The organism is Vibrio sp. 10N.261.52.C11, assembly GCF_041471405.1.
GTDB lineage: Bacteria > Pseudomonadota > Gammaproteobacteria > Enterobacterales > Vibrionaceae > Vibrio > Vibrio crassostreae_C.
The window spans coordinates 180,215-203,826 of sequence record NZ_JBFROI010000009.1; the positions used below are offsets into that span (position 1 = coordinate 180,215).

21 protein-coding genes are annotated in these 23,612 nt (G+C 44.7%); 12 read left to right on the forward strand and 9 right to left on the reverse strand.

Annotation, left to right across the window (positions count from 1 at the left end; translation table 11 throughout):
* Window positions 1-44: 44 nt before the first annotated feature.
* Together AB4323_RS03175 and nagA are read right to left on the reverse strand one after the other, a co-directional pair.
* Entirely contained in the window at window positions 45-1,259 is a 1,215-nt protein-coding gene (locus tag AB4323_RS03175; RefSeq protein ID WP_017062194.1) for an ROK family protein, read from the reverse strand.
* 2 nt (window positions 1,260-1,261) lie between these two features.
* Complete coding sequence (nagA, locus tag AB4323_RS03180) at window positions 1,262-2,398, reverse strand: N-acetylglucosamine-6-phosphate deacetylase (RefSeq protein ID WP_017062193.1); 1,137 nt, start codon at window positions 2,396-2,398, stop codon at window positions 1,262-1,264.
* A gap of 475 nt (window positions 2,399-2,873) precedes the next feature.
* Between nagA and nagE the strand changes: the two genes are divergently transcribed.
* Together nagE and glnS are read left to right on the forward strand one after the other, a co-directional pair.
* The gene (gene nagE, locus AB4323_RS03185; protein ID WP_032546287.1) at window positions 2,874-4,424 is read left to right on the forward strand and encodes an N-acetylglucosamine-specific PTS transporter subunit IIBC; all 1,551 of its coding nucleotides are present in this window, start codon (window positions 2,874-2,876) and stop codon (window positions 4,422-4,424) included.
* Between the two features lie 299 nt (window positions 4,425-4,723).
* Window positions 4,724-6,391 carry a glutamine--tRNA ligase gene (gene glnS / locus AB4323_RS03190; protein WP_017063407.1) on the forward strand — a complete coding sequence of 556 codons (1,668 nt, stop codon included), beginning with the start codon at window positions 4,724-4,726 and terminating at the stop codon, window positions 6,389-6,391.
* 132 nt (window positions 6,392-6,523) lie between these two features.
* Here the strand turns inward: glnS and AB4323_RS03195 are convergent, their stop codons facing one another.
* Window positions 6,524-7,141, reverse strand: coding sequence for a prepilin-type N-terminal cleavage/methylation domain-containing protein (locus AB4323_RS03195; RefSeq protein WP_032547229.1), 618 nt, complete (start codon window positions 7,139-7,141; stop codon window positions 6,524-6,526).
* A 57-nt stretch (window positions 7,142-7,198) separates the two neighbouring features.
* On the reverse strand, window positions 7,199-7,645 hold the full coding sequence (fcrX, locus tag AB4323_RS03200) for a ferric iron uptake transcriptional regulator FcrX (RefSeq protein ID WP_017061956.1): 447 nt from the start codon (window positions 7,643-7,645) through the stop codon (window positions 7,199-7,201).
* Window positions 7,646-7,852: 207 nt separating this feature from the next.
* Between fcrX and AB4323_RS03205 the strand changes: the two genes are divergently transcribed.
* Window positions 7,853-8,359 (forward strand): DUF4442 domain-containing protein, encoded by a 507-nt coding sequence (locus tag AB4323_RS03205; RefSeq protein WP_017061955.1) that lies wholly within the window; start codon window positions 7,853-7,855, stop codon window positions 8,357-8,359.
* A 96-nt stretch (window positions 8,360-8,455) separates the two neighbouring features.
* Here the strand turns inward: AB4323_RS03205 and fldA are convergent, their stop codons facing one another.
* From fldA to AB4323_RS03220, 3 genes are all read right to left on the reverse strand, one after another.
* Complete coding sequence (gene fldA, locus AB4323_RS03210) at window positions 8,456-8,989, reverse strand: flavodoxin FldA (protein WP_010436745.1); 534 nt, start codon at window positions 8,987-8,989, stop codon at window positions 8,456-8,458.
* Between the two features lie 58 nt (window positions 8,990-9,047).
* Entirely contained in the window at window positions 9,048-9,266 is a 219-nt protein-coding gene (locus tag AB4323_RS03215; RefSeq protein WP_004737900.1) for a DUF2788 domain-containing protein, read from the reverse strand.
* 108 nt (window positions 9,267-9,374) lie between these two features.
* Complete coding sequence (locus tag AB4323_RS03220; RefSeq protein WP_372135708.1) at window positions 9,375-10,136, reverse strand: alpha/beta fold hydrolase; 762 nt, start codon at window positions 10,134-10,136, stop codon at window positions 9,375-9,377.
* Window positions 10,137-10,229: 93 nt separating this feature from the next.
* On the opposite strand from AB4323_RS03220, the gene seqA reads away from it, so the two are divergent.
* Window positions 10,230-10,769 carry a replication initiation negative regulator SeqA gene (gene seqA, locus AB4323_RS03225; RefSeq protein ID WP_372151597.1) on the forward strand — a complete coding sequence of 180 codons (540 nt, stop codon included), beginning with the start codon at window positions 10,230-10,232 and terminating at the stop codon, window positions 10,767-10,769.
* Between the two features lie 92 nt (window positions 10,770-10,861).
* Window positions 10,862-12,508 (forward strand): phosphoglucomutase (alpha-D-glucose-1,6-bisphosphate-dependent), encoded by a 1,647-nt coding sequence (gene pgm / locus AB4323_RS03230; RefSeq protein WP_017061952.1) that lies wholly within the window; start codon window positions 10,862-10,864, stop codon window positions 12,506-12,508.
* Window positions 12,509-12,630: 122 nt separating this feature from the next.
* Here pgm and AB4323_RS03235 read toward each other — a convergent pair whose 3' ends face one another.
* Window positions 12,631-13,389 (reverse strand): DUF1853 family protein, encoded by a 759-nt coding sequence (locus tag AB4323_RS03235; protein ID WP_372058946.1) that lies wholly within the window; start codon window positions 13,387-13,389, stop codon window positions 12,631-12,633.
* Between the two features lie 115 nt (window positions 13,390-13,504).
* Here AB4323_RS03235 and AB4323_RS03240 point away from each other — a divergent pair, with 115 nt between their 5' ends.
* A complete protein-coding gene (locus tag AB4323_RS03240; RefSeq protein ID WP_372058941.1) occupies window positions 13,505-14,263 on the forward strand; it encodes a Nif3-like dinuclear metal center hexameric protein in 759 nt (252 codons plus the stop codon).
* 248 nt (window positions 14,264-14,511) lie between these two features.
* On the opposite strand, the gene AB4323_RS03245 is transcribed toward AB4323_RS03240, so the two are convergent.
* Complete coding sequence (locus AB4323_RS03245; RefSeq protein ID WP_017061949.1) at window positions 14,512-15,801, reverse strand: citrate synthase; 1,290 nt, start codon at window positions 15,799-15,801, stop codon at window positions 14,512-14,514.
* Between the two features lie 417 nt (window positions 15,802-16,218).
* On the opposite strand from AB4323_RS03245, the gene sdhC reads away from it, so the two are divergent.
* The 6 genes from sdhC to odhB all read left to right on the forward strand — a co-directional run bounded on the left by sdhC (window position 16,219) and on the right by odhB (window position 23,589).
* On the forward strand, window positions 16,219-16,611 hold the full coding sequence (gene sdhC / locus AB4323_RS03250) for a succinate dehydrogenase cytochrome b556 subunit (RefSeq protein ID WP_017061948.1): 393 nt from the start codon (window positions 16,219-16,221) through the stop codon (window positions 16,609-16,611).
* Window positions 16,605-16,952 (forward strand): succinate dehydrogenase, hydrophobic membrane anchor protein, encoded by a 348-nt coding sequence (gene sdhD, locus AB4323_RS03255; RefSeq protein ID WP_010436768.1) that lies wholly within the window; start codon window positions 16,605-16,607, stop codon window positions 16,950-16,952. Before sdhC ends, sdhD begins: the two co-directional genes overlap by 7 nt.
* Window positions 16,953-18,719: a succinate dehydrogenase flavoprotein subunit gene (gene sdhA / locus AB4323_RS03260; RefSeq protein WP_048606450.1), complete on the forward strand. Its 1,767-nt coding sequence runs from the start codon at window positions 16,953-16,955 to the stop codon at window positions 18,717-18,719. It abuts the gene before it with no gap.
* Window positions 18,720-18,731: 12 nt separating this feature from the next.
* Window positions 18,732-19,445 carry a succinate dehydrogenase iron-sulfur subunit gene (locus tag AB4323_RS03265; RefSeq protein WP_010436773.1) on the forward strand — a complete coding sequence of 238 codons (714 nt, stop codon included), beginning with the start codon at window positions 18,732-18,734 and terminating at the stop codon, window positions 19,443-19,445.
* 97 nt (window positions 19,446-19,542) lie between these two features.
* Window positions 19,543-22,359, forward strand: a complete 2,817-nt coding sequence (gene sucA, locus AB4323_RS03270) for a 2-oxoglutarate dehydrogenase E1 component (protein WP_017061946.1) — start codon at window positions 19,543-19,545, stop codon at window positions 22,357-22,359.
* 21 nt (window positions 22,360-22,380) lie between these two features.
* Window positions 22,381-23,589 carry a 2-oxoglutarate dehydrogenase complex dihydrolipoyllysine-residue succinyltransferase gene (odhB, locus tag AB4323_RS03275; RefSeq protein WP_017056410.1) on the forward strand — a complete coding sequence of 403 codons (1,209 nt, stop codon included), beginning with the start codon at window positions 22,381-22,383 and terminating at the stop codon, window positions 23,587-23,589.
* Window positions 23,590-23,612: the final 23 nt, after the last annotated feature.

Sequence of the window (23,612 nt, forward strand, 5' to 3'; positions counted from 1 at the left end):
GTGTTTATACAAACACGGCCCGCGGAAAATCAGAATTGTTTTCTCTAGTCTTCGAGAAGCTTCTGCAGTAACACGCCGTTAAGCATGGCGCGCTTAATCATAGCAAAAGCTCCCATCGTAGGATGTTTATCGATCTGTGATGCTACAATAGGCAGGCCGCTATGGAAAGTCGTTAACGACTGATTCTCTACATTGCGCTTAATTGCAGGAAAAACAATCTCTTGTGCCTTGGTAATATCACCAGCAATGATAACTTTTTGAGGGTTAAATAAGTTAATCGTCATCGCGATAGCCTTACCTAACTGGTTTCCTACTCGAACTAAGCTTTGCTTGGCTAGCTCATCACCATTAATCGCGTGGTCACAAACGTCTTGAATCGTAATATGCTCAAGCTCTGTTAAAGAAGACTCATAGCCTTGTTTAATCAGCTTCTGCACGCGTTCAACGATAGCTGGGTTTGCCGCTACTGTTTCAAGACAGCCGAAGTTACCACATTGGCATTGCTCGCCTAGCGGATCAATTTGGATATGACCAATTTCACCCACATTACGGTTATGACCTAGGAAAACCTGACCATTAACGATAATACCTGCACCTGTACCACGGTGAACACTGACCAAAATAGAATCTTGGCTATCTTTACTTGCACCGAAGTAGTGCTCAGCAAGCGCCATTCCACGAACATCGTTACCAACAAAACAAGCAACATGGAATGTATCGCGAATAATGTCGCTTAATGCGAGGTTATCGATGTCGGTATTCGGCATGTACTCAACAACACCGGTCGTTGGGTTAACCAAGCCTGGAAGCGTGACACCAATAGCAATCAGTTGATCGATCTTTGGTTGATGCTCAGCAATGAAAGCTTTGAGGTTATTGACCAAGCCTTGGGTAAGGTCTGATTGGTCTGAATAATTCAGGTCTTGCTGTTGGAAAGCCAATTCACGACCACCAAGGTCATGCAGGCTTATTTGAATGTAGTCTCGACCCAAACGCACAGCAACAGAATGAAAAGGCTCTACTTCTGTGGTTAGGGAGATAGCGCGTCTACCGCCAGTAGACGCTTGCTGCGCAACCTCTTTAATTAGGCCGCGCTCTAAAAGTTGGCGGGTAATTTTTGTAACACTTGCCGGTGCGAGTTGGCTTACATCAGCCACTTGTATACGACTGATAGGCCCCTGTTGGTCTATAAGTCGGTATACCGCCGCACTGTTTAGTTGTTTAACTAAGTCTACGTTACCTATTTGTCCGCCATTCATACTTAATTGTGCTCGTATTGTCCGTTAACAACAGTCGCTTTAACGTTAAAGTCTCGGTCAAATACAGCTAGGTTTGCAACCATGCCTTTTTTGATTCGACCTAGCTTGCTTTCTACACCGATAGCCGTAGCTGGGTATAGCGTAGCCATGCGAAGAGCTTCGTCTAAAGCGATACCAGCGTGCTCAACTGTATTCTGAACTGCTTCAATCATAGTCAGAGCTGAGCCGCCCAGTGTGCCGTTTTCATCAACACACTTACCATCACGGTAATATACTTTCTTACCGACAAAAATAAAGTATTCCATGTCAGCACCTGCAGGAGCTGTGGCATCCGTCACTAATACCAACTTTTCTCCCTTGATTTTATGCGCAATTCTGATGTTTGCGTAATCAACGTGGAAGCCGTCGGCAATAATGCCAGCGTAAACCTCAGGAGTATCGTAAATCGCGCCAACAACGCCAGGCTCACGACCAACCATCGGCGTCATTGCATTGAACAGGTGAGTGGCGAACGTGATACCAGATTCGAAACCTTGACGCGCTTCTGCGTAAGTTGCGTTGGTGTGGCCGATAGAAACGACAACGCCAGCTTTGTGCAGGCGTTCGATGTGTTCAGGGTCGTTAAGCTCTGGAGCCAATGTTACTTTTGCAACAAGGTCACGGTTCTCACAGATAAGCTCAATCATTTCGTTGTCAGATTTACGAATGTGATCGACGCTATGGATGCCTTTTTTCGCAACGTTTAGGTAAGGGCCTTCAAGGTGCAGACCTAAAGATTGGTTTTGGTACTGGTTATGGTATTCACGAGCTGCCGTAATAACCGCACGCATATCTTCGTCTGAAGAGGTGATAAGCGTTGGTAGGAAGCTAGTACAGCCAGATTTCAGGTTTGCTTTGTGCATGATCTGCATGGTTTCTGCAGTGATCTCATCGTTAAGCATTACACCGCCACAACCATTCAGTTGTAGGTCAATGAAACCTGGGCTTAGGTTTGCTCCGTCTAGGTCGCGAAGCTCGATTCCTTCTGGCAATTCAGAGATAGGACAGACTTTTTTGATCAGTTCGTTTTCGATTACAACAGCATGATCGGTTAGAACATCACTACCAGTGTAAATTTTACAGTTACTTAGCGCGTACATAGTCAGCTAATCCTTATTTCGTGAGATCTTTTAAATTCGTTCGTTACCTAAATGCGGACTTAGTTTGCGAGCATCATTTACGTAACGATTTATCTTTTATGGGCAAACGGCTTCAAAATGATAAGCGATTTAAGTTGTTGAAAAACATATGAACAATTGATTTTTATTATACATTTAGGTTCATCAATAATGATTATTCACGGTGCTCTATAAGCCCGGAGTTACCATCTTTTTGCCTAATGATTAGATTTGGATTTTATCCATAAATGTTCATTTTTTTGAATGATAAAATAAGTTTTATGATCTCGCTAGCAAAAACCTCTGGATTTGGTAAAAACTGGTGATTAGGATCACAAATGGTAAGGTTTTAATTTGCGGAGCAAAATTAATTGAATACACTGAATAGGACTAAATTGAGCGACTAAAATAAGTTTCTCAAACGAATTCTAAAAAATCCTATAGGGGGAAACAACTGGTGAATATTCTAGGATATGCGCAGAAGCTTGGTAAGGCGTTAATGCTACCAATCGCAACGCTTCCGATTGCGGCATTGCTGCTACGTCTGGGTCAACCAGACTTACTCGATATCGCATTCATGGCATCTGCTGGTAACGCAATCTTCAGTCAACTACCATTATTGTTTGGTTTGGGTATAGCTATTGGTCTTTCTAAAGACGGTAACGGCGCAGCAGGTCTTGCTGGTGCAGTTGCTTACTTTGTTCTGACAGCAACCGCAACAAACATCGATGCTAGTGTAAATATGTCATTCTTCGGCGGTATCTTTGCAGGTATCATCGCAGGTCACTCTTACAATGCATTCCACGCGACTCGTCTTCCAGAGTGGCTAGCATTCTTCTCTGGCAAACGTCTAGTTCCTATTATGGCTGGTCTATTTGCTCTAGTTGCTGGCGCAATCTTTGGTGTTGTATGGCCTGCTGTTCAATCTGGTCTAGATGCACTTGCTCACGCAGTTTCAACGTCTGGCGCTATCGGTCAATTTGTTTACGGTACTCTTAACCGTGCACTTATCCCAGTAGGTCTACACCATGTACTGAACTCGTACTTCTGGTTCGGTATGGGCTCTTGTCAAGAGATCGTAGTTGCTGCAGAAGGCTTCTCTCAACTTTGTGTTGACCCTGCACTAGCTAAAACTTTAGTTGTTGGTCAAGAGTACACATTTGAATTTGCTAACTCAGTTAACCCAGAAATTGTTGCAACTGTTAAAGAAGTAACTGAAACAGTTAAATCTGGCGACCTACACCGTTTCTTCGGCGGCGATAAAGGCGCTGGCGTATTCATGAACGGTTTCTTCCCAGTAATGATGTTCGGTCTACCAGGTGCTGCACTTGCAATGTACCTAGCTGCTCCTGCTGAAAAACGTAGCCAAGTTGGTGGCGCACTATTCTCAGTTGCATTCTGTTCATTCCTAACAGGTATCACAGAGCCGCTAGAATTCATGTTCGTATTCCTAGCTCCTGCTCTATACGCAATGCACGCTGTATTTACAGGTTTGTCTCTAGTAGTTGCTAACATGTTTGGTACTCTGCACGGTTTCGGTTTCTCTGCTGGTCTTATCGACTTCGTATTGAACTGGGGTCTAGCAACTAAACCATTCGTACTACTACTAATCGGTCTTGGCTTCGGTGCTCTATACTTCTTCACTTTCTCTTTCGCAATCCGCGCTTTCAACTTGAAATCGCCAGGTCGTGAAGATGATGACGAAGCTGTTGCAGCTCCTGCTGGCGACGCACCAAAGGGCGACCTTGCACGTCAATACCTGAAAGCTCTAGGTGGTCACGACAACCTAACTTCAATCGACGCTTGTATCACTCGTCTACGTCTAACTCTTAAAGACCGCTCTGTTGCAGATGAAGTTGTTCTTAAGAAACTTGGTGCTAAAGGTGTGGTTAAACTAGGTGAAAACAACCTACAGGTTATCCTAGGCCCACTAGCTGAAATCGTAGCTGGCGAAATGAAAGCTATTGGTGCAGGCGAAGACCTATCTGATGTAAAACTTCCACAGTAAGGGAAGTACTTAGTTAAGACGTAAAGTTACTCTTAAGTAAGTGTCAAATTGAAAGCCTCCCACATGGGAGGCTTTTTTGTGCCTGCAGTTTAAGACCAGCGAACACGGTTCGTTCTATTCTTCATCGAATAGCAGAAATAATCGCAATTAACGGACGGTTCTTATTGTGCAAAGGCTAAGAATTGTGGATGATTAGCAACAATGATCTTTCTATCTTTGACTGGCGCTATAAGCGACCGTTTTCTTGGGGACGAAAGATAACTTTCTCTGACAATACTAAATACATAGAGGTGCTATAGATGAGTGAAGCTGAGGCTCGTCCATCGAATTTCATTCGCCAAATTATTGATAAAGATTTAGCGGATGGTACACACAGTAGCGTGCATACTCGTTTCCCGCCGGAGCCAAATGGCTACCTGCACATTGGTCACGCTAAATCTATTTGCTTGAACTTTGGTATTGCTCAGGACTACCAGGGACAATGTAATCTTCGTTTCGATGATACAAACCCTGAAAAAGAAGACGTTGAATACGTTGAGTCAATTAAGAATGATGTAAGCTGGTTAGGCTTCGAATGGTCTGGTGATATTTGTTACTCATCAAACTACTTCGATACGCTTTATGCTTATGCTGTGGAATTAATTAATAAAGGCTTAGCGTATGTTGACGAGCTAAGTCCTGATCAAATCCGTGAGTACCGTGGCACGCTAAAAGAGCCTGGTAAAGCGAGCCCATACCGTGACCGCAGCCCTGAAGAGAACCTAGCGTTGTTTGAAAAAATGCGTGACGGTGGCTTTGAAGAAGGTAAAGCGTGTCTACGTGCTAAGATCGACATGAGCTCTTCGTTCATGGTTATGCGCGATCCTGTTATCTACCGTGTTCGTTTTGCTCACCACCATCAAACGGCTGACAAGTGGTGCATTTACCCAATGTACGACTTTACTCACTGTATCTCTGATGCGCTGGAAGGTATTACGCACTCTATCTGTACGCTTGAATTCCAAGATAACCGTCGTTTGTACGATTGGGTTCTAGATAACATCACGATTGACTGCCAACCTCGTCAGTACGAGTTTAGCCGCCTGAATCTTGAATATACAGTGATGTCTAAGCGTAAGCTGAACCAACTTGTGGTTGAAAACCTAGTTCAAGGTTGGGATGACCCACGCATGCCTACTATTTCTGGCCTACGTCGTCGTGGTTTTACTTCAAGCTCGATTCGTGAATTCTGTAAGCGTATTGGTGTAACTAAGCAAGAGAACATGATTGAGTTCGGTTCACTTGAATCTTGCATCCGTGATGATCTGAACGAAAATGCACCTCGTGCAATGGCTGTTCTGGATCCAGTTAAGATCGTTATCGAAAACTACGAAGCAGATACAGTAGAAACGCTAACGGTTGCAAACCACCCGAACAAGCCAGAAATGGGTACTCGTGAAGTTCCATTTACACGCGAAGTTTGGATCGAACGTGACGACTTCCGTGAAGAAGCAAACAAAAAGTACAAGCGTTTGGTTCTAGGTAAAGAAGTTCGCCTGCGTGGTGCTTACGTGATCAAAGCTGAACGTATCGAAAAAGATGCAGAAGGCAACATTACGACTATCTTCTGTTCTTACGACAATGAAACATTGGGTAAGAACCCTGCAGATGGCCGCAAAGTGAAAGGCGTTATCCACTGGGTATCTGCTGATAAAGCACTGCCTGCTGAGATTCGTTTGTACGATCGTCTATTCACAGTGCCAAACCCAGCCGCTGCTGATGACTTCGCTGCAACGCTAAACCCTGAATCTCTTGTTACGCTAAATGGTTTTGTTGAACCTAGCTTAGCAGAAGGTGTGGCAGAGCAAGCGTACCAGTTTGAACGTACAGGTTACTTCTGTGTGGATTCGAAAGACTCTAAAGCAGATGCACTAGTCTTCAACCGCACGGTTGGTCTACGTGACACATGGGGTAAAACTGAAGCTTAATGCTTGAGTATTTAGTTTGTTAAAAACGACCCAATAAAAAACCGGCTTAGAGCCGGTTTTTTTGTGTCTTAAATTTGATTACCAAGGTGTTTCTAGTGACCAACTAGCGTTTTAAGCACTAGAGCCAGAGTTTTAGGGATTATTAGGGTCTTGTTGGGTTACTTCACCCGTGCGTGAGTTGTACCAGAAAACATAACCTGCATTACCAGGATCGCTGTCGAAATCGACTCCAGTGTAGATGAAGTAGCAAAGCGCGAGTTTGTTTTGAGGAGTACCGTCTTTGGCAACAAAACTATGGTTTTGACGGCGGGTAATAAAATCAAAATTGTTGGACTGGTTCGGGTCTGTAGTAGCGGTCAGGTCGGTTGTCATAATGGCATTCCATATTGACACACACCCTTGGTCACCTTGACCTATGTTGTAAGGCTGCCCCATAGGGTTGCCTTTATCGACGCCGAGTGGGTAGCCGACGTCATTTATGTCCAATTGAGCATTGCCGTCTCCGTCTTCCCCAAAACCTGGCATGTCATTCATTTCAGCGTTGCCGCCGCCGCTGACCAGCCATTTACTGTGAGCAAACGTGATCGCAGTTTGAAATTGAGATTGAGCAGCGTCAAACAGAGCGATACGGCCATCGGTTTGAATGTTAAGAAAACGGGGAAGGGCAACAATAGCAAGCACTGCAATAATCACTACAACAACCAACATCTCAATTAAAGTAAAAGCCTTAACTAGCGGGATTCTTTTCATGGATACTTTATGATGCCCTATATAAAAAACGCCGGCCTAAGCCAGCGTTCTGTATTACTACTTCGCTTTATGCGCGTCTGGATTGCCTTTGCAATCTCCGTTAATGCTTTTGCCGTACAAGTACAAACTGTGGTTTGTTAGTTGCACGTTGTAACGCTGAGCAATCTCTTTCTGTCTTTCTTCGATGATGTCATCAGAGAATTCGATCACTTCGCCACAATCTAAACATACAAGGTGGTCGTGGTGGTGCTGTGTAGAAAGTTCAAATACAGACTTGCCGCCTTCGAAGTGGTGACGAGTTACAATGCCAGCGTCATCGAATTGGTTAAGTACTCGATAAACGGTTGCAAGACCGATTTCTTCACCTAGGTCGATCAGCTTCTTATATAAATCTTCAGCACTAATATGTTGGCAGTCTGGCTGTTGTAATACTTCTAAAATTTTGAGCCGTGGAAGGGTCACTTTAAGACCTGCATCTTTTAGCGCTTGATTATTGTCTGACATATACTTTCCTGTTGATGATCTGCAGCAATTAACAGAATTCAATATTAATACCATTATAGTTTAGTCAGGCATAACAATAAACCACGAACTTCAAAGGGTTACTTACTGACATCACAATCTGTTTTGTAAATTGGAAGTATCTCACTTATAGTGGAGGTACGACCAGTCAAGGTGACGGTGTTTCTGATATGAACATGGAATGTTGTTATGAATAAGCAACTCGCAAAAATATATAAACCCAACATTGTAAAATTTGCTCTTAATATTTGGCCTCCCTTTTGGGGAGCGGGTATTCGAATAGCCCACATTAGCACTGACTTTAGGGTTGTTAAGACAGTACTTAAGCTACGCTGGTGGAATAAGAACGCCAATCGTACTCAATATGGCGGCAGTATCTTTTCTCTTACCGATCCCGTTTACTCATTGATGTTAATGGGAATTTTAGGTGAACGATATTATGTTTGGGATAAAGAAGCGAGCATTAACTTCATCAAGCCGGGGCAATCGGACTTGTATGCAGATTTTGAGATAAGGCAAGGGCAGCTTGACGATATCTATCGTCAGACGCAACTCGGTGAAAAGTGTTTCCCCGAATTTATTATTCACGTGAAAGATAAGCAGGGTAATGTGGTTTCAGAAATTCAACGCACCCTCTATGTAAGAAAGAAGCCGCAATTTAGAGATGATGATGAAGCATTAGAGGCTGAGTGCTAATTAATAGATTTTAAATAGCAAAAAACCTCCTATAAGGAGGTTTTTTCATATCTACATAATGGTTATTAACTGTAACAATTAACAACCACTAGAGAATTAGTCTTCTAGCTCTGCTAGGCACATCTCTTCGTGGATTTGTTTAACCCAGTTAGATACGCGCTCATCAGTTAGCTCAGGTTGACGGTCTTCATCGATACATAGACCAACGAATTGGCTGTCATCGCCTTCAACTAAACCTTTCGATGCTTCGAATTCGTAGCCTTCAGTTGATGTGTGACCTAGGATAGTACCGCCTTTCGCTTCAACGATGTCACGGATAGTACCCATAGCATCACAGAAGTATTCTGCGTAATCTTCTTGGTCGCCACAACCAAAGATAGCAACAAGCTTAGTTGAGAAATCAATAGCTTCTAGCTCTGGGAAAAAGTCATCCCAATCACATTGTGCTTCGCCGTAGTACCACGTAGGGATACCAAGCAGCAGTAGATCGAAGTTATCGATATCTTCTTTGCTGCTTTTTGCAATGTCTTGAACGTGAACGAGCTGTTTGCTCAATTGCTTTTGAATCATCTTAGCAACAGCTTCAGTGTTACCTGTATCGCTACCAAAGAAGAGACCTACACTTGCCATAGAATCATTACCTTTCATTTTGTCTGTTGTCGGTGTAATAAAGTTCGGAAGAGAATCGTTAGATCCCAGTTCCTTCCCAGCTTAGTTGGATTATCCCTTTGGCGATAAAACCCGCACAGCCAAGGAAAAGTACTAACCATACGATGCGACGACCAAATGGAGGAACATTTCCCTGCTTGAGAACGTCCTTAATTGCCATACCGATTAAAAAGAAAATCGCGGCAAACAGGAGATCTAAACCAACAGATTCAATGATGTTCATGTAGTCGTAAAGCATGGGAACCTTATATACCAATTTTGCTTGGGCGCACTATATCACTGTTGCGAGATAAAGTTAATCTGCAGTGATTACTCAGCTCTCATTTATCTGCATGAAAAAGCGCGCTTAAGCGATGAATTTTCGTATTGCTCTGAGTACTTCAGCTGGCTTTTCTGCGTGTAGCCAGTGACCCGTATTGGCAATGACGTGCGCCTTTGCGTTAGAAAATTGCTGCTGAACTGCAGTTTGGTGCTCAGCCGTGAGGTAGTCAGAATCCCCACCTTTTATTAGCAAGGTTTTGACCGAGGTTTTGTCGATCGGTTCCCAGCCAATGATGTGAGCGTAGTTTGCAAGTAGTGACGCGACGTTAAAGCGCCACTCCATAATGCCTTGTTCTGACTTGAACAGTGATTTCGTTAAGAACTGGCGAACCCCGTCGATTTCAATATGTTTTGCGAGTACTTTAAGTGCTTCAGAGCGAGATTCTGGTTTTTCTTCGATCACGGCTTGAAGGCCTGCGAATACGTTATCATGGCGACTTTGGGTGTAAGCGACCGGTGCCATGTCCAGTACGATCAGTTTACGTAGCTCTAGGTGTTGGGTGAGTGCCATGGCAACCTTGCCACCCATCGAGTGACCAATGACAGTGACGTCGTCTAACTCGAGATCTTTCAACAGTTGAGAGACATCTTGCGCCATCGCTTGGTAGTTATGAGTGTCACTATGGAAGGATTGACCGTGGTTGCGGAGATCGATACTAAGTACCTGATGATCGGCTTTTAGATCCCTAGCGAGCAAGCCAAGGTTGTCCAGATTACCGAATAATCCATGGATCAAAACAATGGTGTGACCCTCACCTTCAATTTTATAGTTGAGCTGTACTGACATTTTTATCTTATTCATGGTGGGTTTGACGTAGAGTATCCGCGCGGATCTCGCTATAATCCCCCAGAGTTTAAACATTGAGATTGTGAAAAGCGAATGAAAACAATTGAGGTTGATGAGGACCTATACCGTTTTATTGCGGGTCAGACAGAACGTATTGGCGAAAGCGCTTCAGATATTCTGCGCCGCTTGTTACAGGTTGATAGCCAAGGCATGGCTCCGATCGAAGAGATCGTTGAGCCAAAAGGTATCGTTGTTAGCAAAGAGGTAGGCTTTACTCCAGAGAAGTTCGATGGCGTTAAAGAAATGCGCTCACTACTAATATCAGATGAGTTTGCATCACTAAAGAAAGCCATTGATCGTTTCATGCTTGTGTTATCAACACTGCATAAAATCGACCCTTTAAGCTTTTCAGAAGTAACTCAAGTAAAAGGCCGTAAGCGCGTTTACTTTGCAGATAACGAAGCGACGTTGCTAGCAAACGGCAACACGACTAAGCCTAAAGCTATTCCACAAAGTCCTTTTTGGGTTATTACTAATAACAATACAAGCCGAAAAAGACAGATGGTTGAGCAGCTTATGAGCCGCATGAATTTCCAAGCAGAATTGATAGAAAAAGTAACAGGTTCAATTTAACGAAATCTGATTTAAACCTCATAATATCCATGGATAAGAAGATATTATGAGGTTTTTTTGTTTTAAAATTTTATATATAAGGATGTCGAAAAATGGCTATGCACCCTCGTGCTGGGCAGAAAGCTCAGCAGGAAGATCTTCATAATATCCCGGCTTTAGTTGCTAACTATTTCTTACAGCAACCGGATGCTACGAACCCAGATCATAAAGTACTTTTCGGTACTTCAGGTCACCGCGGTACAGCAGACAAATCAACATTTAACGAAAACCACATTCTAGCAATTGCACAAGCGGTTGCTGAAGTTCGTGCCGAGCAAGGTACAACTGGCCCTCTTTTCTTAGGTAAAGATACTCACGCTCTATCTGAGCCTGCGTTCTCTACGGTTATCGAAGTGCTTGTAGCGAACGGTGTTGAAGTTATTATTCAAGAAAACAACGGCTTTACTCCAACACCTGGTATCTCGCACGCGATTCTTACGCACAACCTAGTGAATGACAAAAAAGCCGACGGCATTGTTATCACGCCTTCACATAACCCACCTCAAGACGGCGGTATTAAATACAACCCGACACACGGTGGCCCAGCTGAAGCTGAACTGACTCAAGCGATTGAAGACCGTGCGAACGTGATCATTGCTGAGCAAATGCAAGGTGTTAAGCGTACGCCTATCGCACAGGCTAAACAGTCTGAGCTAGTAAAAGAAGTTGACCTAGTCGCGCCATACGTCGCTGATTTGGTTAACGTCGTGGATATGGAAGCGATCCAGAAAGCAAACATCAAGATTGGTGTTGATCCACTGGGTGGCAGCGGTATTGATTACTGGCGTCAAATTGGTAAAGCGTACAATCTAGATCTTACTCTGGTAAGTGAAGCGGTTGACCCTTCATTCCAATTCATGTCTCTAGATAAAGATGGCGTAGTTCGTATGGACTGTTCTTCTCCATACGCAATGGCAGGCTTACTGGCGCTTAAAGACGAGTACGCTCTAGCATTTGGTAACGACCCAGATTACGATCGCCACGGTATCGTGACACCTAAAGGTTTGATGAATCCAAACCACTTCTTAGCGGTTTGTATTGATTACCTATACCGTAACCGTGAAGGTTGGGGTAAAGACGTTGCTGTTGGTAAGACACTAGTATCAAGTGCATTAATCGATCGCGTAGTTTCTGACTTAGGTCGCGAACTTTGTGAAGTGCCAGTTGGTTTCAAATGGTTCGTTGATGGCTTATACAACGGCCAGTTTGGTTTTGGTGGCGAAGAGAGCGCAGGTGCTTCTTTCCTACGTAAAGACGGTACGCCTTGGTCAACAGATAAAGACGGCCTGATTCTTTGCTTGCTTGCGGCTGAGATCACAGCAGTGACAGGTAAGAACCCACAAGAATACTACGAAGAACTTGCCGCTAAACACGGTGAATCTAAGTACAACCGTATTCAAGCGGTAGCAAATGGTGCACAGAAAGACGTGCTGAAGAAACTATCTCCAGAGATGGTTTCTGCTGAGACGTTGGCTGGTGATGCAATTACTGCACGCTTAACACACGCTCCAGGTAACGGTGCTGCGATTGGTGGCTTGAAAGTGACAACTGAGAACGGCTGGTTTGCTGCGCGTCCATCAGGCACTGAAGACATCTACAAGATCTACTGTGAAAGCTTTAAGGGTGAAGAGCACCTGAAAGCAATCGAAGCAGAAGCTCAAGAGATTGTTAACCAAGTATTTGCAGCCGCTGGCCTATAATCGAATCTCGATTACTAGAGTTGCTAAGTAAATAGAAGAAGGGTTGATGTGAAAGCATCAACCCTTTTTGTTTGTGTTAGTTACGTATAAGCGGGAAAAGGTAAATGAGTTAGCTCAGACGACTAACCGTGTGGCCAACTTTGTGGCATCACAAACCAGAATTGCCCCGACTTTGTTTGCCCATGGACGAAGCGATCACCGAACTCGGTGATCGGCTGACTGCTGAAATCATCCGTCCCTGCTGCCCATTGCTCTTTGGTGAGTGGATACAGTGGTTCACTGATTAAATGAGCCTGATCTTGATAGCACCAAAAGCCGTTTACTTGGCTTGGGTTAATGTCATAGCCCAAGCATTTTGTCGGTATGTTTTGCTCTAAGAAAGGGTTGGTATATAGACGACCTTGCATCAGTAAGTGTTTTGAGTCGACATCGATTTCTGGATATTGCTCAACAAAGGCGGCAGAAGAGGACATTTCGAGTTGGTGGCTGAGCATCCTGTCGAGTTTCTTATCCAATTGGTCGTGAGAGTTGGGTCCAAACCATGTTTGTTCATGAAGTAGGTAGAACTTAATTGCCACTTCCCAGTGTTCTAATTTTTGCCTGCTCGTGTCTTCCAGGATAAAGTCGATTGCGCCAAGTGTTCGTCCCTCAACATTAATCTGAATCTCATCGTACTTGATTGAATAATTATCCGAAGTCATGATGACTTGTTCACATAAGTGTTGGTAGAGGAAGCCTAATCTAGGGTTTCCATCATAAGTATGCGACTCGTCGAGTGCTTGGTGGTTTGAGAATACACTGAGATCAGAAATGGGCGGCTTGATTTCTAGTAGCGGTGGTGAGCTAATCACCCATTGATAAAAGCGTTGCAGTTCAGTCATCGGTTCCTCGTAAACTTCAGGCATCTGTTCTCTAGAAACAGAGTGGAAGGGCTTTCGACATTCTACCCGTAAATTGATATAACGACGTTATTATAAAGGTAAGCTGGAAATAAAAATGAATAACTTACAATTAGAAAAGCTACTTAACGAAAAACTGCAGCCACAGCAGATTAAAGATTACTGTCCTAATGGTCTTCAAGTTGAAGGCGCGACAGAAGTGAAGCGAATCGTTACTGGTGTAACAGCTTCTCAAGCCTTGATTGATAAAGCGGTAGAACTGAACGCAGACGCTTTGTTAGTCCATCACGGCTTTTTCTGGAAAGGCGAGTCAGAAGCGATTCGTGGCATGAAGGGCAAGCGTATTCGTACCCTAATTAAAAATGACATCAACCTTTTGGGTTATCACTTACCTCTCGATATCCATCCTGAACTTGGTAACAACGCCAAACTCGCTGAACTGCTTGATATTGAAGTAGAAGGTGGCTTGGAAGGGCACCCACAATCGGTTGCTATGTTTGGTAGATTAAAGACACCGATGACCGGTGCTGAGTTTGCGGCAAAAATTGATCAAGTACTGAATCGTAAGCCGCTACATATTGCTCCTGAAAACGCAGATAAAATGATTGAAACGGTAGGTTGGTGTACTGGTGGTGGTCAAGACTACATTGAGCTAGCGGCTTCTCAAGGCATTGATGCTTTTATTTCTGGTGAAATTTCTGAGCGCACAACTTACTCGGCCCGCGAGCAAGACATCCATTATTTTGCTGCAGGTCACCATGCGACAGAACGCTACGGCGTGAAGGCACTAGGTGAGTGGTTAGCAAAAGAGCACTGCTTGGATGTTGAGTTTATCGATATCGATAACCCAGTTTAAGAGCAGATGCGAGATAAGGGGTACGAGTCGAGTGTATGCGTCGTTCTCTAGAATTGAGCAGGTAACCTGTATAGTTTATCTGCTCGCTTAAGGAGATCCCCAACTCATTCGTCCCTCGTTCTTGGGGATGACGATATTATTTTATTCGTTCACTTCGCATTCTTGAGGATGACGGGGTTGAGAGCGTACAAAAGAAAAGGGGTTGATGTTCTCACATCAACCCCTTTTAACATTATGATTTATAGCAACTATTCACGTTCGTGAAGTGCTTTAAAGTCACGTTGTTCTTCACCAGTATATAGCTGACGAGGACGACCGATACGGTTCGTCGGATCGCTGTGCATTTCGTTCCAGTGAGCAATCCAACCGATGGTACGAGACATCGCGAAGATTACTGTAAACATAGATACTGGAATACCGATTGCTTTCAGAATGATACCTGAGTAGAAATCTACGTTCGGGTATAGCTTCTTAGAAACAAAGTACTCATCAGAAAGAGCGATACGCTCAAGTTCCATCGCTACGTCTAGTAGTGGATCTTGGATGTTTAGCTCTTTAAGCACTTCGTGACACGCTTCGCGCATTACTGTTGCACGTGGGTCGTAGTTCTTGTAAACACGGTGACCGAAGCCCATCAAACGGAATGGGTCATCTTTGTCTTTTGCTTTCGCAACGTATTCTTCAATGTTATCTACGCTACCGATCTCTTCAAGCATGCGCAGACAAGCTTCGTTTGCACCGCCGTGAGCTGGGCCCCAAAGTGATGCGATACCTGCTGCGATACACGCAAACGGGTTAGCACCAGATGAACCAGCAAGACGCACTGTAGACGTAGAAGCGTTCTGTTCGTGGTCAGCATGTAGAGTGAAAATCTTATCCATTGCACGAGCAACGATAGGGTTCACTTCATACTCTTCACATGGGTTTGCAAACATCATGTGTAAGAAGTTTTCTGCGTAGCCTAGGTCGTTACGTGGGTAGATAAACGGCTGACCGATTGAATATTTGTAACACATTGCAGCCAGTGTTGGCATTTTTGAAATCAGGCGGTATGCCGCAATTTCACGGTGTGTATCGTTGTTGACATCAAGTGAGTCGTGGTAGAACGCCGCTAGAGCGCCTACAACACCACACATTACAGCCATAGGGTGAGCGTCACGACGGAAGCCGTGGAAGAAACTAGCGATTTGCTCGTGCACCATAGTGTGACGTGTCACGGTAGTCTTGAACTTTTCGTACTCAGCTCGAGATGGGGCTTCACCGTAAAGAAGTATGTAACATACTTCTAAGTAATCAGCGTTATTGGCAAGTTGGTCGATTGGATAACCACGATGTAAAAGAATGCCTTTTCCACCGTCAATAAAAGTGATTTGAGACTCACAGGATGCAGTGGCAAGAAAACCAGGGTCAAAAGTGAAAAAACCATTAGAACCTAGTGTACGAACATCGATCACTGGAGTACCAAGTACACCTTCTGTAATCGGCAGCTCGATTGGCGCTTGACCTTCAATGTGAAGGGTAGCTTTCTTATCCGCCATAACAATCTCCTTTGTTTATTATTTAATCCGTCCAGGATGTTTATGTGCCATTTTTTTACTGGTCTTACGTGGGAAAGTCAATTTTTCTGAAGCTTTGTGTGCACTTGTTAGTGTTTTTTACATTAAATTCGTTAAAAATCTGGTCTGTGTAGCATTATTTGTTACATCAATTGTATTAGAATGTTGCCAGTCGTATAGTGACGCTGAAAAGTTTGGTTAAAACCTTATAAATGCAAGGCTAAGAAGAAATGTGAGGTGTCTTTCTTAATCGAGCAGTTAACAATTATTTTACAATTATCTAAGGCTCAACTTCAGTTATTTGTTAAGTTAATGTTAAATTTTGAAGGTTTACAATCAAATTTTGTCCATAACAATATCATAAGGTTATTTAATGACCATAATGCTCAATGGAGCTGAGTGAGCAAGCCCGTGAAAGAAAGAAAGACAAGACCTGTTAATTTAGATTTACAGACCATCCACTTTCCAATCACAGCAATAGCTTCCATCCTACACCGTGTGTCTGGGGTGATAACTTTTGTCGCGATTGGAATTCTGCTTTGGTTACTATCCATTTCCCTCTCATCCCCAGTAGGCTTTGCCGAAGCTAGCGACATTGTCGATGGTTTCTTCGTGAAGTTTATTCTGTGGGGCATTTTAACCGCTTTGGCTTACCACATTGCTGGTGGTATTCGTCACCTTCTTATGGACCTTGGTCACTTTGAAGAGCTGGAATCTGGCGCTAAGAGCGCTAAGGTTGCATTCGCAGCAACAGCGGTATTGTCTCTACTAGCGGGGATCTTAGTATGGTAAACAACGTTTCTACTTTTGGTCGTAATGGTGTCCACGATTATCTATTGATTCGTGCAACTGCCATCATTATGACGCTTTACACTATCTACCTAGTTAGCTTCTGTGCTTTCTCTGGTGATATCTCTTACGCATCTTGGACGCAATTCTTTGGTGGAACCTTCACTAAAGTCTTCACCATGTTAGCGCTTACTTCTGTTTTGGTTCACGCGTGGATCGGCCTATGGCAAGTACTAACTGACTACATCAAATGCGCAAAACTGCGTGTTGGTCTTCAAGTCGGTGTTGTTGCAGTTCTTCTTGGATATTTCTTCTCTGGTCTGTTTATTTTGTGGGGTGCGTAAGTGACTATTCCTGTTCGTGAGTTTGATGCCGTAGTTATCGGCGCTGGTGGTGCAGGTATGCGTGCCGCACTGCAAATTTCTGAGCAAGGCCTTTCTTGTGCATTGCTTTCTAAAGTTTTCCCTACTCGTTCTCATACGGTTTCAGCGCAAGGCGGCATCACTGTTGCTCTTGGTAACGCGCATGAAGACCATTGGGAACAACATATGTATGACACAGTAAAAGGTTCTGATTACATCGGTGATCAAGACGCTATCGAATACATGTGTAAAAACGGTCCTGAGTCGGTAATCGAACTCGAAAAAATGGGCCTACCTTTCTCTCGTTTTGAGAACGGTACTATTTACCAGCGTCCTTTCGGTGGTCAATCTAAAAACTTTGGTGGTGAGCAAGCGGCTCGTACCGCAGCTGCAGCCGACCGTACTGGTCACGCTCTGCTTCACACGCTTTACCAACAAAACATTAAACACAAAACGACTGTTTTCTCTGAGTGGTATGCACTGGATCTTGTTAAGAACGAAGATGGTGCAATCTTAGGTACTACTGCGCTTTGCATGGAAACCGGTGAGGTTTGCTACTTCAAAGCGAAGGCAACAATCCTTGCTACCGGAGGTGCTGGTCGTATCTACGCATCAACAACCAATGCACATATTAATACTGGTGACGGTGTTGGTATGGCGATTCGTGCTGGCGTTCCTATGCAAGACATCGAAATGTGGCAGTTCCACCCAACGGGTATCGCTGGTGCAGGTGTATTGGTAACGGAAGGTTGTCGTGGTGAAGGTGGTTACCTTCTCAATAAAGACGGCGAACGCTTCATGGAACGTTACGCACCAAACGCTAAAGACTTAGCGGGTCGTGATGTTGTTGCTCGTTCAATGATGGTTGAAATTCGTGAAGGTCGTGGTTGCGATGGCCCTTGGGGTCCACATATTAAGCTTAAGCTTGATCACTTAGGTAAAGAGACGCTTGAATCTCGTCTTCCTGGTGTATGTGAACTTTCTCGTACCTTTGCTCACGTTGATCCAGTGAAAGAGCCAATCCCAGTAATCCCGACATGTCACTACATGATGGGTGGTGTTCCAACACAAGTTTCTGGTCAAGCTATTAAGCAAACCGAAGACGGCAGCGATGTTGAAATCCAAGGTCTCTTTGCTTGTGGTGAAATCGCATCAGTATCAGTACATGGTGCCAACCGTCTAGGTGGTAACTCACTGCTTGATTTGGTGGTATTTGGTCGTGCGACAGGTCTACACCTAGGTGAGACACTGAAGAAGCAAGACGAAGCGAAACCTGCAACTGAAGCTGACATTGAGCGTTCACTAGAGCGTTACAACCGTTGGGAAAACAGCACAGACGGCGAAGATCCAGCGCAAATCCGTAAAGATCTTCAGCAATGTATGCAGAACAACTTCTCAGTATTCCGTGAAGGCAAAGCAATGGCTGAAGGCCTAGAAGAGCTAAAAGCGATTCGCGAGCGTCTGAAAAATGCACACCTATCTGATAAGTCTACAGAGTTCAACACTCAACGTATCGAGTGTCTAGAGCTTGAAAACTTGATGGAAACGGCATTCGCAACGGCTGTTGCTGCAAATTTCCGTACAGAGAGCCGTGGCGCACACGCTCGATTCGATTTCCCTGACCGTGATGATGAGCAATGGCTATGCCACTCACTTTACAACCCAGAGTCAGAGAGCATGACTAAGCGTGGTGTAAACATGGAACCTATCCATCGTGAAGCGTTCCCACCAAAAGCACGTACGTACTAAGGAGATATGACCATGAAACTGAATTTCTCTTTATATCGTTACAATCCAGATGTCGACCAGAAACCTTATATGAAGGAATACACTCTAGAAGTGGATGAAGGTTCAGACATGATGCTTTTGGATGCGCTTATTCTGTTGAAAGAGCAAGATCCAACAATCTCATTCCGTCGCTCATGCCGTGAAGGTGTATGTGGCTCGGATGGTTTGAACATGAACGGTAAAAATGGCCTAGCGTGTATCACGCCATTGTCTGCGCTTTCGGGCCAAGACAAGATTGTGATTCGCCCACTGCCTGGCTTACCCGTTGTTCGTGACCTGATTGTAGACATGACTCAGTTCTACGATAACTACGAAAAAGTGAAGCCATTCTTAGTGTCTGATGGCAATGTGCCACCGGCTCGTGAAAACTTACAAAGCCCTGATGAGCGTGCTCATTTAGATGGATTGTACGAATGTATCATGTGTGCATGTTGTACAACGTCATGCCCATCATTCTGGTGGAACCCTGACAAATTCATCGGACCAGCAGGCCTGCTTGCAGCGTACCGTTGGCTAATTGATAGCCGAGATACAGCGACAGACGAACGTTTGTCCGATCTTGATGATGCATTTAGCGTTTTTCGTTGCCATGGCATCATGAATTGTGTAAGTGTTTGTCCTAAGGGATTAAATCCGACGAAAGCTATTGGTCACATCAAGACCATGCTAGTGAATCGTTCGGTTTAAGTTATATAAAAATTGCCGCCCTAGAAGTTTTGGGGCGGCCTTTTAATAGCTCGGCATAGACCGCAGCAAACGTGAAAACTACTGGTTAAGGGAAAATATGCACAACGGCGTGATGAAGGCATGGCTCGAGTCTTCACACTTGGCTGGCGCCAATGCAACGTACGTAGAAGAACTCTATGAACTGTATCTAAGTGACCCAGATTCGGTAAGTGACGAATGGAGAAGTGTTTTTGAAGAACTGCCTGTGCAAGCTTCAGAGACAGTGGAACAACCACACTCTCGTGTTCGTGAATACTTCCGTCGACTCGCTCAAGAAACAAAGCATTACAGTGTCCAAGTTAGTGATCCAGATGTCGATGCGAAACAAGTAAAGGTTCTGCAACTTATTAATGCCTATCGATTCCGAGGGCATCAAGCAGCAAATCTAGACCCCCTAGGTTTATGGAAAAGAGCGACAGTTGATGAACTGGACCCTTCTTTCCACACTCTTACCGAAGATGACCTCAATGAGACGTTCAACGTCGGCTCTTACGCCATTGGCCAAGAGACGATGGTGCTTAAAGATCTCTACAAATCTCTAAAGCAAACGTATTGTGGCTCTATTGGTGCTGAATACATGCACATGACAAATACAGAGCAAAAGCGTTGGATCCAACAACGTTTAGAGTCTGTATCTGGTCAACCCTCTTTCAACAAAGAAGAAAAGCAAGCTTTCCTAGAAGAGCTAACTGCTGCTGAAGGTCTTGAGCGCTATCTTGGTGCGAAATTCCCAGGCGCAAAACGCTTCTCGTTGGAAGGTGGTGATGCTCTTATCCCAATGACGAAAGAAATTATTCGTCATGCTGGCGGACAAGGCATGCGTGAAGTTGTTGTTGGTATGGCTCACCGTGGTCGTCTAAACATGTTGGTCAACGTGCTTGGTAAAAAGCCACAAGACCTGTTTGACGAGTTTGCGGGCAAGCACGATGACACGTGGGGTACTGGTGATGTGAAATACCACCAAGGCTTCTCTGCGGACTTCGCAACGCCAGGCGGCAACGTTCACTTAGCACTAGCATTTAACCCATCTCACTTAGAAATCGTAAACCCGGTAGTTATCGGTTCAGTACGTGCACGTCAAGATCGCCTTGGTGATAATGATGGTAGCCGTGTACTTCCAATTACTATCCACGGTGACTCAGCTATCGCTGGTCAGGGTGTAGTACAAGAGACGTTTAACATGTCTCAAGCTCGTGGTTTCTGTGTAGGTGGTACAGTTCGTATCGTTGTAAACAACCAAGTTGGTTTTACAACGTCTAACCCTCGCGATACACGCTCTACGATGTACTGTACCGATATCGCGAAGATGGTTCAGGCTCCGATTTTCCACGTTAACTCTGATGATCCAGAAGCGGTTGCGTTTGTTGCGCGTCTTGCATTGGATTACCGTAATACGTTTAAGCGTGATGTTGTTATTGATTTGGTTTGTTACCGTCGCCACGGTCACAATGAAGCCGATGAGCCGAATGCAACACAGCCTTTGATGTACCAAAAAATCAAGAAGCACCCAACACCACGTAAGCTTTACGCTGACGTGCTAATGGAGCGCGGTGAGTTTGGTATTGATACAGCAACTCAGCTAGTTAACGAATATCGTGATGCACTTGATCACGGTGAAGTTGTGGTTAAAGAGTGGCGTCCAATGGCACTTCACTCAGTAGACTGGTCTCCTTACCTAGGTCACGACTGGAACATCGAGTGGGATAACAAGATTGATATCGAGCGCCTGAAAGAGCTTGGTACCAAACTTTGTCAATACCCGGACAGCCACAAGCTGCAAAGCCGAGTAAATAAACTGTACAACGATCGTACTGCCATGGTGAATGGTGAGAAACAAGTCGATTGGGGTATGGCTGAAACTCTGGCATACGCAACACTTGTTGACGACGGTAAGCGTATTCGTATCTCAGGCCAAGATTCAGGTCGTGGTACGTTCTTCCACCGTCATTCAGTACTGCACAATCAATCAGATGCAAGCACGTATGTTCCTCTTGCGAACATTCATGATAAACAAGGGCCATTCCAAGTGTTTGACTCTGTGTTATCTGAAGAAGCGGTACTCGCATTTGAGTATGGTTACGCGACAGCAGAGCCAAGCGGTCTAACCCTTTGGGAAGCTCAATTTGGTGACTTCGCAAACGGTGCACAAGTTGTTATCGACCAATTCATTTCATCAGGTGAGCAAAAGTGGGCACGTCTATGTGGTCTAACTATGCTGCTTCCTCACGGTTATGAAGGCCAAGGCCCAGAGCACTCTTCTGCACGTCTTGAGCGTTACCTTCAGTTATGTGCTGAACAAAACATGCAGGTTGTTGTTCCTTCAACACCGGCACAGGTTTACCACATGATTCGCCGTCAGGTTGTTCGACCAATGCGTCGTCCACTGATTGTAATGTCACCTAAGTCATTGCTTCGTCACCCTCTGTGTACTTCTTCTCTTGAAGATTTGGCAGAAGGCACGTTCCAACCAGCTATCGCAGAAATTGATGATCTGGCTCCTGAGAACGTAAAACGCGTCGTGTTCTGTTCAGGTAAGGTTTACTTTGACCTGCTTGACCAAAGACGTAAGAACGAGCAAGACGATGTCGCTATTGTACGTATTGAGCAACTTTACCCTTTCCCTTATGAGGACGTGAGAGCTGCCATCGCACAATACACAAATGTAGTCGATTACGTTTGGTGTCAAGAAGAGCCACAAAACCAAGGTGCTTGGTACAGTAGCCAACATAATTTCCGAGCTGCTATCCCAGTAGGTGCTGATATTCAATACGCAGGTCGTCCTGCATCAGCATCACCAGCTGTTGGCTATATGTCAGTACACTTGAAACAACAAAAAGCGTTAGTTGACGACGCTTTGACCCTACTTAAGAACTAGAAGTAAAAGGAAAATACGCACATGACAATTGAAATTCTGGTTCCAGATTTACCTGAATCTGTGGCTGATGCAACAGTTGCTACTTGGCACAAAAAACCGGGCGAAGCGGTTGCACGTGATGAAGTCATTGTAGATATCGAAACAGATAAAGTAGTTCTAGAAGTACCGGCTCCTGAAGCGGGTGTTCTGGAAGCTATCATCGAAGAAGAGGGTGCTACGGTACTTTCTAAGCAGCTTTTGGCTAAAATCAAGCCGGGTGCTGTCGCTGGTGAACCAACGAAAGACACCACTGAAGATACAGAAGCATCTCCTGATAAGCGCCATAAAGCTGCGCTAACAGAAGAGAACAACGACGCACTAAGCCCAGCTGTTCGTCGCCTGCTTGCTGAGCACAACCTACAACCAGCTGACGTTAAAGGCACTGGTGTTGGTGGTCGTATTACTCGTGAAGACATCGACGCACACCTAGCAGCAGCGAAAGCGGCTCCGGCAGCAGCATCTGCACCAGCAGTTGAAGCGCCAGCAGCGGCTCGCAGCCAAAAACGCGTGCCTATGACTCGCCTGCGTAAGACAGTTGCAAACCGTCTTCTAGAAGCGAAAAACAGCACAGCAATGCTGACTACTTTCAACGAAGTGAACATGAAGCCAATCATGGACCTTCGTAAGCAGTACAAAGACCAATTCGAGAAACGTCACGATACGCGTCTTGGCTTCATGTCTTTCTACGTGAAAGCAGTAACAGAAGCACTGAAGCGTTTCCCAGAAGTGAACGCTTCTATTGATGGTACAGATATCGTTTACCACAACTACTTCGACATCAGCATGGCGGTATCTACGCCACGTGGTCTAGTGACTCCAGTACTCAAAGACTGTGACACACTAGGTTTCGCTGATATCGAAAAAGGCATCAAAGAGCTAGCAATCAAAGGTCGTGACGGCAAGCTAACGGTTGATGAACTGATGGGCGGCAACTTCACTATCACAAACGGTGGTGTATTTGGTTCTCTAATGTCTACGCCAATCATCAACCCGCCTCAAGCGGCAATTTTGGGTATGCACAAAATCCAAGACCGTCCAATGGCTGTTGATGGCAAGGTAGAGATTCTACCAATGATGTACCTAGCGCTTTCTTACGACCACCGTCTAATCGATGGCCGTGAATCAGTTGGCTTCCTAGTGACCATCAAAGAGCTTCTAGAAGATCCTGCACGTCTGCTATTAGACGTTTAGTATCGCTAAAACGTCTAGTTAAC

Coding starts and splice junctions, on each gene's coding strand:
- AB4323_RS03245 (WP_017061949.1), bottom strand. CDS start 15,801: ATGGCGGATAAGAAAGCTACCCTTCACATTGAAGGTCAAGCGCCAATC.
- AB4323_RS03215 (WP_004737900.1), bottom strand. CDS start 9,266: ATGCTTTACGACTACATGAACATCATTGAATCTGTTGGTTTAGATCTC.
- fcrX (WP_017061956.1), bottom strand. CDS start 7,645: ATGTCAGACAATAATCAAGCGCTAAAAGATGCAGGTCTTAAAGTGACC.
- AB4323_RS03265 (WP_010436773.1), top strand. CDS start 18,732: ATGAAACTGAATTTCTCTTTATATCGTTACAATCCAGATGTCGACCAG.
- AB4323_RS03240 (WP_372058941.1), top strand. CDS start 13,505: ATGAATAACTTACAATTAGAAAAGCTACTTAACGAAAAACTGCAGCCA.
- pgm (WP_017061952.1), top strand. CDS start 10,862: ATGGCTATGCACCCTCGTGCTGGGCAGAAAGCTCAGCAGGAAGATCTT.
- AB4323_RS03235 (WP_372058946.1), bottom strand. CDS start 13,389: ATGACTGAACTGCAACGCTTTTATCAATGGGTGATTAGCTCACCACCG.
- seqA (WP_372151597.1), top strand. CDS start 10,230: ATGAAAACAATTGAGGTTGATGAGGACCTATACCGTTTTATTGCGGGT.
- AB4323_RS03195 (WP_032547229.1), bottom strand. CDS start 7,141: ATGAAAAGAATCCCGCTAGTTAAGGCTTTTACTTTAATTGAGATGTTG.
- sdhD (WP_010436768.1), top strand. CDS start 16,605: ATGGTAAACAACGTTTCTACTTTTGGTCGTAATGGTGTCCACGATTAT.
- fldA (WP_010436745.1), bottom strand. CDS start 8,989: ATGGCAAGTGTAGGTCTCTTCTTTGGTAGCGATACAGGTAACACTGAA.
- glnS (WP_017063407.1), top strand. CDS start 4,724: ATGAGTGAAGCTGAGGCTCGTCCATCGAATTTCATTCGCCAAATTATT.
- AB4323_RS03220 (WP_372135708.1), bottom strand. CDS start 10,136: ATGTCAGTACAGCTCAACTATAAAATTGAAGGTGAGGGTCACACCATT.
- nagA (WP_017062193.1), bottom strand. CDS start 2,398: ATGTACGCGCTAAGTAACTGTAAAATTTACACTGGTAGTGATGTTCTA.
- AB4323_RS03175 (WP_017062194.1), bottom strand. CDS start 1,259: ATGAATGGCGGACAAATAGGTAACGTAGACTTAGTTAAACAACTAAAC.
- odhB (WP_017056410.1), top strand. CDS start 22,381: ATGACAATTGAAATTCTGGTTCCAGATTTACCTGAATCTGTGGCTGAT.
- sucA (WP_017061946.1), top strand. CDS start 19,543: ATGCACAACGGCGTGATGAAGGCATGGCTCGAGTCTTCACACTTGGCT.
- AB4323_RS03205 (WP_017061955.1), top strand. CDS start 7,853: ATGAATAAGCAACTCGCAAAAATATATAAACCCAACATTGTAAAATTT.